Origin of the sequence: Streptomyces sp. VRA16 Mangrove soil (assembly GCF_017377775.1) — a bacterium.
Classification (GTDB): domain Bacteria; phylum Actinomycetota; class Actinomycetes; order Streptomycetales; family Streptomycetaceae; genus Streptomyces.
The window spans coordinates 242,167-257,376 of sequence record NZ_JAFVLN010000011.1 but is presented as its reverse complement, the minus strand read 5'-3'; the positions used below and the strand labels follow the sequence as shown (position 1 = coordinate 257,376).

At 71.9% G+C, this 15,210-nt stretch carries 14 protein-coding genes; 6 read left to right on the top strand and 8 right to left on the bottom strand.

All coding sequences use genetic code 11. The annotated features are described in order from the left end of the window. Positions 1–61: 61 nt before the first annotated feature. Both J3486_RS28210 and J3486_RS28205 read right to left on the bottom strand, forming a co-directional pair. Positions 62–760: a response regulator transcription factor gene (locus tag J3486_RS28210; protein ID WP_207825158.1), complete on the bottom strand. Its 699-nt coding sequence runs from the start codon at positions 758–760 to the stop codon at positions 62–64. After that, complete coding sequence (locus tag J3486_RS28205) at positions 757–2,067, bottom strand: ATP-binding protein (RefSeq protein WP_207825156.1); 1,311 nt, start codon at positions 2,065–2,067, stop codon at positions 757–759. Before J3486_RS28205 ends, J3486_RS28210 begins: the two co-directional genes overlap by 4 nt. A 164-nt stretch (positions 2,068–2,231) precedes the next feature. Here J3486_RS28205 and J3486_RS28200 point away from each other — a divergent pair, with 164 nt between their 5' ends. Both J3486_RS28200 and J3486_RS28195 read left to right on the top strand, forming a co-directional pair. Further along, positions 2,232–3,518, top strand: coding sequence for a PspC domain-containing protein (locus J3486_RS28200; protein WP_207825154.1), 1,287 nt, complete (start codon positions 2,232–2,234; stop codon positions 3,516–3,518). Beyond that, positions 3,472–3,720: a hypothetical protein gene (locus J3486_RS28195; protein WP_207825152.1), complete on the top strand. Its 249-nt coding sequence runs from the start codon at positions 3,472–3,474 to the stop codon at positions 3,718–3,720. Before J3486_RS28200 ends, J3486_RS28195 begins: the two co-directional genes overlap by 47 nt. 221 nt (positions 3,721–3,941) lie before the next feature. Here the strand turns inward: J3486_RS28195 and J3486_RS28190 are convergent, their stop codons facing one another. Together J3486_RS28190 and J3486_RS28185 are read right to left on the bottom strand one after the other, a co-directional pair. Continuing rightward, a complete protein-coding gene (locus J3486_RS28190; protein WP_207825150.1) occupies positions 3,942–4,478 on the bottom strand; it encodes a DoxX family protein in 537 nt (178 codons plus the stop codon). Positions 4,479–4,562: 84 nt separating this feature from the next. Beyond that, positions 4,563–5,834 (bottom strand): hypothetical protein, encoded by a 1,272-nt coding sequence (locus J3486_RS28185; protein WP_207825148.1) that lies wholly within the window; start codon positions 5,832–5,834, stop codon positions 4,563–4,565. 174 nt (positions 5,835–6,008) lie between these two features. Here J3486_RS28185 and J3486_RS28180 point away from each other — a divergent pair, with 174 nt between their 5' ends. Then, positions 6,009–6,887: a DUF4429 domain-containing protein gene (locus J3486_RS28180; protein ID WP_207825146.1), complete on the top strand. Its 879-nt coding sequence runs from the start codon at positions 6,009–6,011 to the stop codon at positions 6,885–6,887. A 15-nt stretch (positions 6,888–6,902) separates the two neighbouring features. Here J3486_RS28180 and J3486_RS28175 read toward each other — a convergent pair whose 3' ends face one another. After that, on the bottom strand, positions 6,903–7,703 hold the full coding sequence (locus J3486_RS28175; protein ID WP_207825144.1) for a class II aldolase/adducin family protein: 801 nt from the start codon (positions 7,701–7,703) through the stop codon (positions 6,903–6,905). Positions 7,704–7,842: 139 nt separating this feature from the next. Between J3486_RS28175 and J3486_RS28170 the strand changes: the two genes are divergently transcribed. Beyond that, entirely contained in the window at positions 7,843–8,322 is a 480-nt protein-coding gene (locus J3486_RS28170; protein ID WP_207825142.1) for a pyridoxamine 5'-phosphate oxidase family protein, read from the top strand. Between the two features lie 56 nt (positions 8,323–8,378). Here J3486_RS28170 and guaA read toward each other — a convergent pair whose 3' ends face one another. Continuing rightward, on the bottom strand, positions 8,379–9,959 hold the full coding sequence (guaA, locus tag J3486_RS28165; RefSeq protein WP_207825140.1) for a glutamine-hydrolyzing GMP synthase: 1,581 nt from the start codon (positions 9,957–9,959) through the stop codon (positions 8,379–8,381). 447 nt (positions 9,960–10,406) lie between these two features. Between guaA and J3486_RS28160 the strand changes: the two genes are divergently transcribed. Next, positions 10,407–10,706: a chorismate mutase gene (locus J3486_RS28160; protein WP_207825138.1), complete on the top strand. Its 300-nt coding sequence runs from the start codon at positions 10,407–10,409 to the stop codon at positions 10,704–10,706. Between the two features lie 611 nt (positions 10,707–11,317). Here J3486_RS28160 and J3486_RS28155 read toward each other — a convergent pair. Continuing rightward, complete coding sequence (locus J3486_RS28155; RefSeq protein WP_207825135.1) at positions 11,318–12,043, bottom strand: hypothetical protein; 726 nt, start codon at positions 12,041–12,043, stop codon at positions 11,318–11,320. 287 nt (positions 12,044–12,330) lie between these two features. Between J3486_RS28155 and J3486_RS28150 the strand changes: the two genes are divergently transcribed. After that, positions 12,331–13,338, top strand: a complete 1,008-nt coding sequence (locus tag J3486_RS28150) for a peptidase (protein WP_207825133.1) — start codon at positions 12,331–12,333, stop codon at positions 13,336–13,338. Between the two features lie 69 nt (positions 13,339–13,407). Here the strand turns inward: J3486_RS28150 and J3486_RS28145 are convergent, their stop codons facing one another. Beyond that, positions 13,408–15,198, bottom strand: coding sequence for a GMC family oxidoreductase N-terminal domain-containing protein (locus tag J3486_RS28145; RefSeq protein WP_207825131.1), 1,791 nt, complete (start codon positions 15,196–15,198; stop codon positions 13,408–13,410). Between the last annotated feature and the right edge of the window lie 12 nt (positions 15,199–15,210).

Below are 15,210 nucleotides of genomic sequence, written 5' to 3'. Positions count from 1 at the left end.
GGCGGCAGCGCGCACCCCACGCCGCACCGCCGACCAGGAGATCACCGGAGATCACCGTTGATCAGACGAGGCGCCGCGCGGTGGCCCACCGCGTCAGCTCGTGCCGGTTGGAGAGCTGGAGCTTCCTGAGCACCGCCGAGACGTGCGACTCGACCGTCTTGACGGAGATGAAGAGCTGCTTGGCGATCTCCTTGTACGCGTAGCCGCGGGCGATGAGGCGCAGCACCTCGCGCTCGCGCTGCGTGAGCCGGTCCAGGTCCTCGTCGACCGGCGGGGCGTCCGTCGAGGCGAACGCGTCGAGGACGAAGCCCGCGAGGCGCGGCGAGAACACCGCGTCGCCGTCCTGCACACGGAAGATCGAGTCGACGAGGTCCGTGCCGGTGATCGTCTTGGTGACGTAGCCGCGCGCGCCTCCCCGGATGACCCCGATCACGTCCTCCGCCGCGTCGGACACCGACAGGGCCAGGAAACGCACCGGGTTCTCCGCGTCGCCCATCAACGCCGCGCTGCGGCGCAGGACTTCGACCCCGCCGCCGCCCGGGAGGTGCACGTCCAGGAGGACCACCTCGGGGCGCGTCGCCGTGATCACCGTGACCGCCTGGTCGACGTCGGCCGCCTCGCCGACGACCTCGACGCCCGTCGTCTCGGTGCGGCCGATCTCGGCCTGCACTCCGGTGCGGAACATGCGGTGGTCGTCGACGAGGACCACGCGGACGTGGCGCCCGGGTCCCTGGGTCGTCTCAGCTGCCTCGTCCGTCATGACGTCGTCCTCTCCGCCCGCTTCATGGTCAGTTCGACCTCGGTGCCGCCGTCCGGCACGGCCCGAAGACGTGCCGTGCCGCCGTTGCGTTCCATCCGGCCGATGATCGATTCTCTTACGCCCATGCGGTCGGCGGGGATGGAGTCGACATCGAAACCCGGTCCCCGGTCGCGTACCGACACGAACACCTCGTTCCCCTCCGATGTCGTCTCGATCTCCGCGTAGACCTGGACGGCGCCGCCCTCGCCACCGTACTTGGCCGCGTTCACCATCGCTTCCCGCGCGGCCTGCATCTGCGCCGACAGGCCCTCGTCGAGGCGGCAGTCGCCGACGACCACGACCTCCAGGGGGACGCCGTGCTTGTCCTCGACCTCGGCCGCGTTGCGCTTCACGGCCTCGGCTACCGTCTCGGGATCCTGCGGGTTCTCGGCGGCGGCCGGCTTGTACAGCCAGGCCCGCAGGTCGCGTTCCTGGGCGCGGGCGAGCCGGCGCACCTCGTTCGTGTTGTCGGCGTTGCGCTGGATCAGGGTCAGGGTGTGCAGCACCGAGTCGTGGACGTGGGCGGCGACCTCGGCCCGCTCCTGCGCGCGGATGCGCATCAGGCGTTCCTCGGACAGGTCCTGGGTCATCCGGATCAGATAGGGCCCGGCGAGCAGCGCGATGCCGACCAGGACGGCGAGCGCCGCCTGGAGGATCGAGCCGAGGTGCTCGGTGGCGCCCTGCGTGACGAAGATGCCGGTCACACCGGCCCCGACGAGCAGCACCCCGGCGCCGGCCCGCGCCAGCTGCAGGGTGCGCCTGCGGCGGCCGACCTCGGCCCAGCGGGCCCTGCGCGCGTTGTCCGCCTGGCGCCACACGAGGGCGACGCCCGCGCCGACGAGGACGGCGGGGACCAGGTACGCCTTGGTGTTCCCGGTGAGGTTCACGTTCTGCACGAAGATCATCGCGACGATGACCATCAGGACCAGGGCGAGGATCTGCCCCTTGTCGGGGCGGCGCGCCACCAGCCTGCGGCGGCCGTCGGCGGAGACCTCCGTGGTCAGCATCGACGAGCCCACGGGCCGGTCGGTGCCGACGCCGCCCACGCCGAGCGGCACGAAGAACCAGAACGCCGCGTAGAGCAGCGCCCCGAGCCCGTCGGCCATGAACAGGCCCACGAACACGAGCCGTACCCAGATGACGGGCAGGCCGAGATGCCCGGCCAGGCCCCGCGCCACTCCGCCCAGCCAGCGTCCGTCGCTGCTTCGGTAGAGCTTGCGCGGTGGCCGCGGGTCTTCCACGAGGGGGGCGGTCGCTGCTTCCGGCATGCCCCCGATCGTCACACGGCGGGGCGGGCCCTGGCATCAGGGTCGGGCCCTCATACGTCCCTGATCTTCCTCCGGGTACGCGGCGGGGGCTCAGGGACGATCTCAGGGTTCGGCCAGGGTTGTCCCGACTCCCGCCGGCGGCCCGGGCCCGCCACCATGGACGTATGACGCAAGAGGACACCGTGACCGAGGTCCCCGGGACGCAGCCGGAGGCCCCGCCGCGCCGTTTCCGCAGGGACCGGCGCCACAAGACGCTGGGCGGGGTGTGCGCGGGGCTCGGCCGACACTGCGACATGGACCCGGTGATCTTCCGGATCGGTCTGACCGTGCTGGCCGTGACCGGCGGTGTCGGCCTGATCTTCTACGGTTTCGCGTGGCTCTTCGTCGCGTACGACGACGAGGACGAGAACGAGTTCAGGAAGCTGCTCACCGGGCGGGTCGACGGTCCGGGGCTCGCCGCGATCGTCACCGCGCTGGTCGGCTGCGGCGTCTTCCTCTCCATGCTGAACAACGGGGGCGCGCTCACCTTCGCCGTCGTCCTGGCCCTGCTGCTGGCGGGCGCCGGGTACTGGTCGCAGCAGCGCCGCGACGCCGACCCCGACCCGGTCGCCGCGCAGGCCGTCGCGGACGCCCCGCCGGAGGCGCAGGCACCGCCGGTCGCCGGGGCGCCGTCGTGGTGGCGGGACCCGATCGTCAAGGACGGTACGCACATCGGGGGCACCGGCTACTTCTGGGGACCGTCGGACATGGCCGAGGCTCCGGGGGCGCGTGCGGCCGGGCCGGGGGCGGGTCCCGCCGTCCGGCGGTCCGCGGCGCCGGCCCGGCCGCGCGGCATCGGCGGCCTCACGTTCCTGGGCGCGCTCGTCGCCGGGACCATCGGCACCGCGGCCACCTGGGACGACCGCACGCTCAGCCACAGCCTGCAGACCGGGCTCGCCTGCGCGCTCGTCGTCTTCGGGCTCGGCATCGCCGTCAGCGCCTTCCGGGGGCGCACCGGCGCGGGCTCCATCGTCCTCGCGGTCCTCACGGCGGGGCTGCTCACGGCGTCCGCCGCGCTGCCCTCCAACATCAGTACGCAGTGGATGCGCACGGACTGGACGCCGACGAGCGTCGCGGACGTGCACGAGAGGTACGAGGTCGGCTCCGGCGTCGGCACGCTCGACCTGTCCGGGGTGAAGCTGCCCGCGGGCAAGACCCTCCCCGTCCACGTGGAGGTGGGCGCGGGGAAGGCGACGATCGTGGTGCCGAAGGACGCACGGGTGGAACTGCACGCCGAGACCGGCGTCGGCGACATCCAGCTGCCCGGCGACACCTCGAACGACGTCGACGTCCGGCCCGGCATCGACGAGAAGACGACGCTCGAACCGCCCCCGGGGACGAAGGCCTCCGGCACGTTCGAGGTGCATGTCGAGGTCGGGATCGGACAGGTGGAGGTGTCCCGTGCGGCGTGAATTCCTTCCCGGGCGGTTGCTCGCGGGGCTGATCCTGATGGTGACCGGAGTCGTGTACTTCGGGGACGCGGGCGGGGCGTGGGACACGCCGTGGTTCGTGGCGATCCCGTTGGTGGTGGGCGGGCTGTGCCTGGCGGGCGCGGTGGGGGTGGTGACGCACTCGGTCAGGTCCCGGCGCCGCAAGGGGGCGGCGGGTGGGTGAGTGCGGGTTTCGTCGTGGCTGGTCGCGCCCCGTGGCGGAGCCGCTGATCGACACGGCCCTGCGCCCCTGAAGGCATGCGCTGCGCGCAGCCTTACCCCGTGGAGATCGCGCACGAAGTGCGCATCTCCAGGGGCGCGAGGCTGTATCGATGTGCGGCTCCGCCGCGGGGCGCGAGCAGCCCCCACCGGAGCCGCGGCCGCCACGGAACCGAACCGTCCGAGCTAACCGGCGAGCCCCCTGCGCCGGCGGAGCCACCACGCGTCGACCGACCACACCGACGCCCCGGCCAGCACCAGCGGCAGCCACGCCATCAGGTACGCCAGATCGTTCCCGAGGAAGTACGGCGTCACCTGCCAGCTCACCGTCAGCCACAGGCTCAGGGAGATCAGCGCCCCGCCGACCGCCGCGATCCGCGCCAGCACACCGAGCAGCGTGCCGATGCCGACCGCCAGCTCACCGAAGGCGATCGCGTAACCGAAACCGGCCGGGGACTTCAGCGCCAGATCGACGAGCTCCGGGAGCGCGGAGCTGTCCCGCACCCCGCGCATCTGCTCGCCGATCGAGCCGGCCCCCAACGCCTTGAAGAACGCGCTGTCACTGAGCTTGTCGTAGGACGCGTAGATGAAGGTGATGCCCAGGAAGATCCGCAGCGGGACCAGGGCGTACCGCTGGGCGGTGTCCCTCCAGTCGCCGCGGCCGCCCTGGGCTCCCCCGTCCACGTACCCGCTGTACGAGCCGGTCCGCATACTGTGCGTCATCGCGCTCCGCCGCCTCTCGCGCCTGGGTCTTTACCCGACCATACGTACGACAGCGCTGATCGGCTCAGCCCGGCGGGGCCCCGCTCAGTCCAGGACGTCGATGGCGCACCGGTTGGTCTCGGCCCCGGTCGCGGTGATCACCTGCACCTCGACCCGGCCGGGCTCCACGTCCACCGGCACCGGCACGGTCAGCAGCGTGTCGGCCGGGTTGGTGAAACCGCCGGGGACCGGGACGAGCGGTACGTGGACGTGGACCGGGCCGATGCGCACGGCGACCCGGGTCAGCTGGTCGGCGGTGCCCGCGCCGGGCGGCACGAACCCGGCGCCGCGGATCTCGATGTCGTCGCCGGTGCGGATGGGGGCGTCGAGGTCCCCTGCCTCCCGGGCGCGCACCACGGAGTGGATGACGGGCCGGCCGCCCTCCGCGTACTTTCCGGCCAGATAGGTCGCCGCCGAGACGACGACGAGGACCGCGAGGCCCCACGGCAGGTCGGGCAGCTGTTCGGGGCGGCGGGCGAGCCGGGCGGCGGCCCAGACGACGGCGGCCGCGCACACGGCGACGTACTGAGTGTCGGTGAAGCTGCCGCGCCCCGAGTCGTCGGTGAGCAGGTCGGCGGCGCGGGGCCGGGCCGCGCGCACCTTCTGGAGCCGCTGTCCGAGGACGCGCAGGCCGACGACCCTGCGGACCAGGACGGCGACCGCGCAGACCACCGCCAGGACGGTCAACAGGCCCGCGCCCGCCGCGAGTTCGAGCCCGTCGATGAGGGCGTCACGGCGGGCGGGACCCGAGGCGGCCGCGAGTTCACCGGCGAGCACCAGGACCGCGTACACCGAGAGCAGCACGACCCCGGCCGCCACCGCGCGCGACGTCGAGAGCCGGTTGTCCTCGCCGATCAGCGGGGCGAGGGCGCCGCCGCGCGCCCGGTGCAGATACGCGGCGCCGCTCAGCAGCGCGGCCACGAGCACCGCGGCGGCGAGTCCCGCGGTGCGCACGGCGGTCCAGCCCGCGCCGATCGCGGTCAGCAGCTGGACCAGGAGCAGCACGCCCACCGCGCCCCACACGACGTACAGGGTGCGCTGCCACAGTCCGGCGAGCCAGGCGGCGCCCTCCTCCCGGCCGCGGTCGGCGACCGCCTGCGCGGACTGGGTGAGTTCGTCGGAGATCCACTGCCGGGACGCCCCGGCCGAGTGGGCGACGGCGGGCGGGAGGCCGGTGCCCGACGCCAACTCGTCGCGCTTGGCGAGGAATGCGGCGACCGCCCTGCGGTGCCCCTGGCGCGCGCCGTGCGGACAGTCGCCGCAGGTGCAGCCGCCCCCGTGCGTGTCCTGCCCCTGCCGTGCTTCCTGCACCGCCACCGTTGTGCCCCCGCCTTCGGAATCAGCGATTCCGTGGTTGCCGTCAACTTCCGTGTGATGAGAGGGAATTGTGCCGTACGCGGCGCACGCTCCGGCGCGCAGGTCCACCCCTGGAGACTGAACGGCTTTCGCCCGCATTGACCGGAGTGTTGACGGGACTGCGAGAATTTCCGTATGGCCGAGATCATCCAGCGTGACGGGACCTGGGCCTTCGACGGAACCACGGTCCGTATCACCCCGGGACTGCACCGCAGCGTGGCCCTGCTGCGGCAGACGTACGGCGAGATCGACGTGCCGCTGACGGCGGTCGCGGGCGTCGCCTACGAGCCGGAGCGCCGCCGCGGCCGCCTCCGGCTCACCCTGCGCGAGGCCGCCGACCCGCTCCTGCAGGCCACCGGAGGGCGGCTGCCGGAGTCCGCCGACCCGTTCCGGCTCGCGGTCGACACGGACCGTTCGGGCGTCGCCGAGTACCTCGCCGAGGAGATCCGTCAGGCGCTGCTGCTCGAACAGCTGCCGGACGGGCCCGCCCGGTCGTATCTGGTCTCCGGGCCCGCCGTCCCCGTCTCGGTGCGCTCCAGCGACGGCACGGTCTCGTTCGACGGGAGCCGGGTGCGGATCGACTGGAGCGACACCTCGGACCGGGTGAAGCGGGCGACGGGCCCGCGGGTCATCGCGCTCGGCGATCTCGACGGAGTCGACTGGGTGCCCAACTCCGGCTACGAGGACGGTTTCTTACGGTTCGTCACCAAGACCGGCCCACGCACGCCCCCGCACGTCAAGCTGCCGCCGGAGAAGGACCCGTACGCCCTGGACCTGTGGGGCAACGCCCGCAAGGACCTGCTCACCGCGCTGGTCGCGGCGGCGGTGACGGCCCGCCTGCCGCACCCGTCGGCCCCGCGCGAGGCCCTGCCGGGCGGCACCGGCCCCGCGCGCGCCGACCACGACGTACTCCTGCGGAGGCTGCGCGAACTGGGCGAGCTGCACCGTCAAGGGGTGCTCACGGAGGCCGAGTTCGCCCTCACCAAAGGGGTCGTGCTGCGGGATTTCCGGTAGGCCGGGCGCGGGCCGCTACCCCAGCAGCTCCGGCTCGCTGCGCGTGATGTCCTGCCACATGCTCTGGTAGTTGATCCACGCGACGAGGTCGCCGCCGCTCTGGTCCCGGGTCGCCACGGCCTGCCGCCGGTCGATGAGCACCGGCCGCCCCGCCGCCCGCGCCGCGAGCTGCACCTCGCAGCACCGCTCCAGGGAGATGAACCACCAGGCCGCCGCGTCCACCGAGTCCCCGACGGTCAGCAGCCCGTGATTGCGCAGCACCAGCGCCTTGTACCCGCCGAGCGCGGCCGCGATCCGCTTGCCCTCGCCCGCGTCGACGGAGACACCCGTGTACTCGTCGAGCAGCGCGTGGTCCTCGTAGAACGCGCACGCCTCCTGGGTGATCGGCTCGATCAGCTCGCCGAGCGCGGACAGGGCGCGCCCGTACGTGGAGTGGCAGTGTGCGACGGCGACCAGTTCCGGCCGGGCGCGGTGCACCTCGGCGTGCACGGTGAAGGCGGCCTGGTTGACGTGGTGGCGCCCCTCGACGACCTGCCCGTCCCCGTTGGCGAGGACCAGGTCGCCGACGGTGATGTGGCGCAGCGGCACCCCGAACGGATTGACCCAGTAGCAGTCCGCGAACTCCGGGTCCCGGACCGTGATGTGTCCCGACACCCCGTCCTCGTACCCGAGCCGCCCGAAGATCCGCAGTGCGCCCGCGAGCCGCTCCTTGCGGTACCGCCGCTCGTCGGCGGCGCTCTGGTGCACCGGCGGCATGGCGAAGTGCAGCCGGTCCGTGGGTATCGGGGCGGGGGCGGGGCTCTGCGGCGTCGACATGGAGCGGAAGGTACCTCCGTGGCCGTGAAGGCTCCAGATCCGCGCGGTGAAGAGAGTGCGCACAGTCCACCGGACCGTTCCCGGCCATCGTCGGGAAACCGGACAGGAGATGTCGGGTACAGCGGGCACAATCGGCCGCATGACGTCGAACTGGGCCGCTTTCACCACCGCCGAGCCGGACCTCGCCAAGCTGGTCGAGGAGCGCTTCGGCCACCACGTCCACCACGTCCTCGCGACCCTGCGCAGGGACGGTTCGCCCCGTACCAGCGGGCTCGAAGTCCGTTTTCTGAACGGCGAGTTGTGGCTCGGCATGATGCCTGACTCGCTCAAGGCCCGCGACCTGATGCGCGACCCGCGTTTCGCGGTCCAGGCGAACCCGGGGGACGGCACGAGCATGGCCGGCGGTGACGTACGGATCTCGGGGCGCGCCCTGCTCGTCGAGGACCCGGCGGCCATCGCCCGCTACACCGACCGGGTGCAGGTCCCCGACCCGAACTCCTTCCACCTGTTCCGCACCGAGCTGACCGAGGTGACCAGGACGTACGTCGAGGACGAGAAGTACCTGGTCGTACAGGTGTGGAACCCGGGCGGGCCGGTGCGCACGATGAAGCGGACCTGAAACGCGAGAGCGCCGCCCGCCTCACGGCGGACGGCGCTCTCACACGCTGGTGGGGACTACTCCCACTCGATGGTGCCCGGCGGCTTCGAGGTCACGTCGAGGACGACGCGGTTGACGTCCGCCACCTCGTTCGTGATCCGGGTCGAGATCTTCGCGAGCACGTCGTACGGCATCCGCGTCCAGTCCGCCGTCATGGCGTCCTCGGACGAGACGGGGCGCAGCACGATCGGGTGGCCGTAGGTGCGGCCGTCGCCCTGGACGCCGACGGAGCGGACGTCGGCGAGCAGCACGACCGGGCACTGCCAGATCTCGCGGTCGAGGCCGGCGGCGGTCAGCTCCTCGCGGGCGATGGCGTCGGCCTCGCGGAGCAGGTCGAGGCGGTCCTTGGTGACCTCACCGACGATGCGGATGCCGAGCCCCGGGCCGGGGAACGGCTGGCGCTGGACGATCTCGTCCGGCAGGCCCAGCTCGGCGCCGACCATGCGGACCTCGTCCTTGAACAGCTGGCGCAGCGGCTCGACGAGCTCGAACTCGATGTCGTCGGGCAGACCGCCCACGTTGTGGTGCGACTTGATGTTCGCGGTGCCGGTGCCGCCGCCGGACTCGACGATGTCCGGGTAGAGCGTGCCCTGGACGAGGAACGCGACCTCGGGGCCCTCCTCCTGGAGGATCTCCAGCTGGGCCTGCTCGAAGACGCGGATGAACTCACGGCCGATGATCTTGCGCTTGGTCTCCGGGTCGGAGACACCGGCCAGCGCGTTCAGGAAACGCTCGGACGCGTCGACGACCTTCAGGTTCGCGCCGGTGGCCGCGACGAAGTCCTTCTCGACCTGCTCGGTCTCGCCCTTGCGCATCAGGCCGTGGTCGACGTACACGCAGGTCAGCTGGGAGCCGATGGCCTTCTGGACCAGCGCGGCGGCCACCGCGGAGTCGACGCCGCCGGACAGGCCGCAGATCGCGCGCTTGTCGCCGACCTGCTCGCGGATCGCGGCGACCTGCTCCTCGATGACGTTGCCGGTCGTCCAGCTCGGCTCGATGCCGGCGCCGCGGTACAGGAAGTGCTCCAGGACCTGCTGGCCGTGCGTGGAGTGCATGACCTCGGGGTGGTACTGGACCCCGTAGAGCTTCTTCTCGTCGTTCTCGAAGGCGGCGACGGGGACGACGTCCGTGGAGGCCGTCACCGTGAAGCCCTCGGGCGCCGCCGAGCAGGCGTCGCCGTGCGACATCCACACCGGCTGCTCGGCCGGGGTGCCTTCGAAGAGGGTGGAGCCGGGGCGGGAGACGGTCAGCGCGGTGCGGCCGTACTCGCGGGCGCCGGTGTTGTCGACGGTGCCGCCGAGGGCCGTCGCCATCAGCTGGAAGCCGTAGCACATGCCGAAGACCGGGACGCCGGCCTCGAAGAGCTCGCGGTCCAGGCGCGGGGCGCCCTCCGCGTAGACCGACGACGGGCCGCCGGAGAGGATGATCGCCGCCGGGTTCTTGGCGAGCATCTCCGCGACCGGCATGGTGCTCGGCACGATCTCGCTGTAGACCCGGGCCTCACGGACTCGGCGGGCGATGAGCTGGGCGTACTGCGCACCGAAGTCGACGACCAGGACGGTGTCGGGGGCGGCGGCAGCGGAAGTCGCTGATGACACGGGTTGCCTTCCGGCGGCTGAGCGATGGGGTCGTTTGGCCGATTCTACCGGGTGGCTCGTACGTTCCTCCGGCCACGCCTGTTCGCCGTGGCCGGAGGGGGCGCGTGGGCGGGTGCGGCTTCGGTGGGGGCTGGTCGCGCAGTTCCCCGCGCCCCTGAAGGCATGCGCTGCGCGCGGCCTTCCCCGATGGAGATCGCACGGAGGGCGCGACCAGCCCATCGCAGACACCCGGCGCCGCCCAGGCGTACACTCGCTCTCATGTTCTCGCAGACGACCTTCGTCTTTACCTATGGCAGCCGGCCCGCCGGATGCCGAGGTCGTGCTGCTTGAGCCACTGACAAGCGACTTCCCAGGCGCCCCGGGCCGACAAGGCCCGGGGCGTCTGTGGTGTCCGGGCCGTGTCGGGCCGAGGCGCACATACCCCGACTGGAGCCCACAATGACGCTCATGACCAGCGATTCCGCCGCCACCGCCACCGAGCGGACCGGCGCGCGCACCAGCGAGGCCGCCGACCTGATCTCCGGCGCCCGCGACCGCATCGACGCCCTGGACGACCGGATCATCGGTCTCGTCCAGGAACGGATGGCCGTCTCCGCGGTGATCCAGGAGGCGCGCATCACCTCCGGCGGCCGGCGCGTGAACCTCTCGCGCGAGATGGAGATCCTGTCCCACTACAGGGGCGCCCTCGGCAAGCCCGGCACCGCGCTCGCGATGACGCTCCTGGAGCTGTGCCGGGGCCGGGTCTGACGCCCGCTCCGCCCACCCGTATCCCAGTGCGCCCACCAGTTCGAATCCGCACTCACCCGTACGGCGCGTGACCCCGGGCCCGCGGGCTTCGTTGGTCCCGATGTCCGTGCCAGCCAGGGGCGGGCCCAACCGAACCACGCGTGGCTCCGCTGGAGCGATGAGACGTCACGGTCACGCCGTACGTCGTGGGACCTCGCTCCAGTGAAGTGACCGGACGGCAGGGGACAGCAGCCCGGTCACCGAAGAGAACGGCCGGTCCCGGGGACGCCCGGGACCGGTCGGACTCCCTCCCGTACCTCCTCGTACTCCCCCGTACTCCCCGTACTCCTCGCAGACCCCCTCAGCACACCACAGCACCCCGCACCATCGAGCCCGACGCGCAGGAAACCCCCACGCCCGCGCATCGAGTCCCCGGCTCCCCCGTGCGGCCACACCCCAGACCCACGGCGCTACCCCCCCCGGCGCCGTCTCGCGGCACCGACGCTGCCCTGACGTCGGAGCCGACAGCGAAGGGCCCCGCAGGCTTTCCTGCGGGGCCCTTCGCTCATGTCGGCGCCGGCCGGCCACGGGCCCGCGCAGCCGCCCGACCGTCGTCAACTGGGCTGTTCTTCCTACGACTTGGCGTACTTCTCCAGCTTCGCCGCCTGCGCCTCGATCATCCCCTGCGGCACCTGTGCCTGCTCGGCGCTCAGCAGGTTCGCGCCGTAGAAGACCGCCAGCGTCGAGCCGCTGCGCACGATCGTGTACGTGACCGGGACCTTCTCGCCCTCGATCTCGGCGGTCATCGAGTACGAGACGGCCTCGTCGCCGACCGCGGGGGCCTTGTGGGCCTCGACCTTCTTGTACTGGTAGTCGGTGTGCTCGAAGGAGGCGCACTTCTCGCTCTGCGTGCGCAGATCGGCGACGACCTTCTTCGCGTCGGCCTCGCCCTGGGCGAGCAGCCCGACCCGGATGACCGTGGCGTCCGTCGCCTTGAGGCTGGAGAGCGAGCGGGAGACGCGGGCCTTCGCGTCCGGCTCGGTGCCGAGCAGCATCATGTCGGCGATCGCCTGGCAGGACGAGGGCTCGGCGGGCACGCTGACGTCCGGGATCTCATCGTCGGGCGTGGTGCCGACGCGGTAGCCCTTCACGTCCTCCTTGCTGATGACGGCCTGCTTCAGCTGCGCCTCCGTGAGCGGCTTCAGCTCGGCCTCCTTCGCCGCGGCCGACGCGCCGGCCGCGGGCTTCTTCGCGCCGCCCTCGGAGTCGTCGTCCGTGCCCGAACCGCACGCCGCCGTCGTGGCGAGCGCCGCCACCGCACAGACACCGGCCAGCACACGCCCCAGCTGTGACTTCACGTTCTTCCCCACCTCAAGTGTTCATGGGCGCCTGCACGACAACGCCTGCGCCGAACCGCAATCAAAGCTGTGACCTGGGGTATTTGCCAACCCTTTAGTGGCCCTTTGGGTAACGATCAGACATCGCAGAAATGGTTGTAGGCGGCCGGACATGATCCACGTCTCATAAAGATTCTGTGAAGCCGGGACAACCATTCACAGGGATCACCGGTCACACATGCCGTAACAACGGCCACACCCGCGACCGCCACCGCGGCGGCCTCCACTCCGTACCCATCGAGGTCTTGATGAAGCTTCGCCGCGCACTGGTGACGGCGGCCGCGACGGCCGCCATCGCCCCGATAGCGCTCCTTTCCGCCCCGGCCGCCTTCGCGGACGAGACGCCGGGCACCAGCACCGAGACCACCGCGACGACCCCGGCCGCGGAGAGCACCGAGTCGACGCCGGCCGAGGAGACCCCGGCCGGCGAGACGCCGCCCACGCAGACCCCGGGCACCGAGACGACCACGCCCGCCGAGACCACGCCGACCTCGCCGCCGGCGACGACGACGCCGTCCCCGACGGGCAGCACGTCGCCGAGCGAGACCGCGAAGCCGACCGACGAGCCCGGCGACGACGAGTGCACGGACTTCGAGGACAGCCCCGGCACCCTCGCCGAGCTGCGCGGCCTGCCCTCGAAGATCGTCGCCGGCTCCGGCTGGCACTCCTTCTCGTACCGCGTGTCGAACTACACGGACACCGCTTTCGAGTCGGTCTACGCGGAGATGTACGCCTTCTCGTTCGCCTACGACAAGGACACCACGGACACCACCCGCTACCTGCACGTCCAGTGGTCGGACGGGTCCGGCTGGCACGACCTGGACATCGACTTCGCCACGTCCGAGCAGCCGTTCGCCGAGCTCGGCGCCCTGGCGCCCGGCAAGCACGCGGACGTCGCGCTGCGCATCAAGGTCGACGCCAAGGCCCCGGCCGGCATCGGCGGCTCGCTGGCCTTCGCGACGAGCGTGACCGCGGACGGCGTCTGCGGTTACAGCGTCCCAGAGGACCAGGAGTACAGCTTCGAGGTGCTGGCCGCGGGCACCACGCCGGGCAAGGTCCCGGACGCCACGGCCAAGCCCAAGCCGTCCAACACCCCGGCCCCGCAGTCCAGCAGCACCCCGGTCAGCGGGTCGCTCGCCTCCACCGGTTCCAGCTCCATGCTGCCGACGTTCGGCCTGGTCGCCGGTGTCGCCGTGGTGGCCGGTGCCGGTGTCGTGTACTCGGTGCGCCGTCGCAAGGCGGCCGGCGAGGCGTAGGCGCGCAGCGCCCGTACCCGCGCGAAGGACCCGCACTCGGAGGGGGGTGCGGGTCCTTCGCGCGTCACGTCAACTGCCTTGTGGCTCCTGCTTCTTGGGCGGGACCGCCGGCATCCCGAGGAACGGCAGCCGCAGCGCGCCGAACGCGTCCTTCGCAACCGCCGGGTGCCGCGGCTCGACCGGGGACATCCGCACGTACGCCGCCCCGCTCTGCGGGCGCCCGTCCTCCTCGCCCTTGTTGGGCCAGTACGACATCGCGCGCTCGGCCTGCGCCGTGATGGTCAGCGACGGGTTCACACCCAGGTTCGCCGAGACCGCGGCGCCGTCGACCACCGAGATGCCGGGGTGGCCGTAGACCCGGTGGTACGGGTCGATGACGCCGGTCTCCGCGGAGTCCCCGATGGGGCAGCCGCCCAGGAAGTGAGCGGTGAGCGGGGTGCCCATCAGCTCGCCGACGTTCGACCCGGCGAAGCCGTTGATCTCGGCGGCTATCGCGGCGGCGCCCTGCGAGGCCGCGCGTATCTGCTTGGGGTTGGGCGCGCCGTGCCCCTGCCTGGCGGTGAGCAGGCCCTTGCCGACGCCGTCCGGCTTCAGATACGTCGTCAGCGAGTTGTCCAGGGACTGCATGACGAGCCCGATGATGGTCTTCTCCGACCAGCGGCGGTTGGAGAGCGAGCGCACGGCCAGGCTCGGGTGCTTGACCACGTTGGCCAGCCAGCCCGCGACCCTGGACGAGCCCTCCACGTACGGGACCTGGAGGATCGACATGCCGCCCATCGCGTTCGAGCCCTTGCCGTAGCGGACCGGCTCGATGTGGGTGTTCGCGTCCGGGTGGATCGAGGACGTGATGGCGACGCCCTTGGTGAAGTCGGCCTTCGCGCCGTGCTTCTTGCGGTAGCGGCGGTCGGTGGTCTGCGCGCCGACGAGCGCCTCGGAGTTGGTGCGGGTCAGTTCGCCCAACCTGGCCGACAGGTGCGGGAGTTGGCCGCCCGCCTTCATCCGGTGCAGCAGCGTCTGGGTGCCGTACGTGCCGGCCGCGATCACGACCTTGCGGGCCGTGAAGGTGCGGCCCGCGGACTTCTTCTTGTCGTCCGTGGGCAGCGTCGCGACGGCGTAGCCGCCCTGCGAGTCGTCCGTCACCGAGACGACCGTCGTCATGGGGTGGACGACCGCGCCCGCCTTCTCGGCGAGGTACAGGTAGTTCTCGTTCAGGGTGTTCTTCGCGCCGTGGCGGCAGCCCGTCATGCACTCGCCGCACTCGGTGCACGCCTTGCGGGCCGGGCCCGCGCCGCCGAAGTACGGGTCCTCGACCTGCTGTCCCGGCCGCGCCTTCACCCCCTCGGCGTCGTCGCCGTCGCCGAAGAAGACGCCGACCGGCGCCATGTGGAAGGTGTCGCCGACGCCCATCGCCTGGGCGGCCGCCTTCAGGTGCACGTCGGCCGGGGTCATGGTCTTGTTGAGCCGCACCCCGAGCATCCGCTCGGCCTGGTCGTAGTACGGCTTCAGCTCCTCCTCCCAGTCGGTGATGTCCTTCCACTGGGGGTCCTCGAAGAACTGCTTCGGGGGGACGTAGAGGGTGTTGGCGTAGTTCAGCGAACCGCCGCCGACGCCGGCGCCCGCGAGCACCATGACGTTGCCCAGCAGGTGGATGCGCTGGATGCCGTACATGCCGAGCCTGGGGGCCCAGAGATAGTTCTTGATGTCCCAGGAGTTCTTGGGGAGGGTCCCGGGGGTGAAGCGGCGGCCCGCCTCCAGGACTCCGACACGGTAGCCCTTCTCGGTCAGCCGCAAGGCCGACACCGACCCGCCGAAGCCCGAGCCGATGACCACCACGTCGTAGTCGTAGCCGTCCTGTTCCACGTGCGCGTTCTC